Source organism: Ligilactobacillus sp. (assembly GCF_036846325.1).
GTDB lineage: Bacteria > Bacillota > Bacilli > Lactobacillales > Lactobacillaceae > Ligilactobacillus.
Window position 1 is genome coordinate 1 of the sequence record NZ_DAIUCE010000211.1, and the last position, 1,111, is coordinate 1,111.

The 1,111-nt window shown below is 47.4% G+C and carries 1 protein-coding gene; it reads right to left on the bottom strand.

Annotated elements, in window-relative coordinates:
• The coding region (locus V7Z60_RS10255; protein WP_334117701.1) for a branched-chain amino acid transport system II carrier protein at positions 1–698 on the bottom strand (698 nt) is incomplete at its 3' end.
• Between the last annotated feature and the right edge of the window lie 413 nt (positions 699–1,111).

The window sequence follows — 1,111 nt, forward strand, 5'->3', positions numbered from 1 at the left end:
GCGAGAAAGACGGAAGTTTCGCGCTGCTTTCTGATGCCAAGAGCGTGAATGGCCGTGATGACCGTAACGCCGAATGCCAGTCCTGCGAGGGCGTCCATGGTGTTGTATCCTTCAAGAAATCCGCTTGTCATTGCCTGTGTCGTGTATCCTGCCGCTGCATGCTGTCCGGACGTGCTTCCGAGCGGGCTGATGAAGGCAAGAAGGAAGATGATGAAGAGCATGATGAGAAATGCAGGGTTGAGCAGCTTGCCGATGGTGTTGACGATGTTGTTTTCATGGATTGAGAAGTAGTAGACGATGCCAAAGAAAATTGCCGAATAGATCAGCAGACCGATTGTCTGGAACTGTGCCGGAATATGCGGTGCAAAGCCCATTGCAAACGGAACCGTGGCCGTTCTCGGTGTCGCAAACAACGGTCCGAGCGTTGCGTGAACGAGAATCAGAAAGATCAGTGCATATTTTGGACTGATTGGCTTTGCAAGGTCATAGATGCCGTTTGAACGAGTGATGCTGATTGCAAGAAGAGAAAGCAAGGGAAGCAGAACGCCCGAAAGAAGGAAGCCGATGGCTGCCTTGCCCCAGTTTGCGCCTGCAAGCTGGCCCAGATGAATCGGGAAAATCAGGTTGCCGGCACCGAAGAACATGCCGAAAATAAGCGATCCGATCAGGAAATAGTAGTGTTTTGATATTTTTTTCATAATTATTGATCTCCTTGATAATAAAAATCCATTATTTTGAGATCTTAGCTAAGATGTCGTTTCTGAAGTAAAAAAAAATCCCTTCAGATAAAAATCTGAAAGGACGCCTCAGCGTGTTACCACCTTTGTTTCAACAAGCCATCGCTGACTTGAACTCACCCCGTGCTGCACCTTTTGACAAATGCAATACGTTGACGCTGTAAAGGGCGCTCCCATTCGAAACTTCGCTGTGACGTCGCATCGACCGCTCGGAGGTTACTTTCGCTTATTCACGTCTCATCCCCTCGCACTAACTGGGACTCGCTGAAAAGACGGCTGAACGGGCTACTCTCCTCTTCATTGCGTTTTTAATACTTTTTTAACATGCACTTAATTTAACTTATTTTGGAGTGAAAGTCAACCTTTTTCGCTTT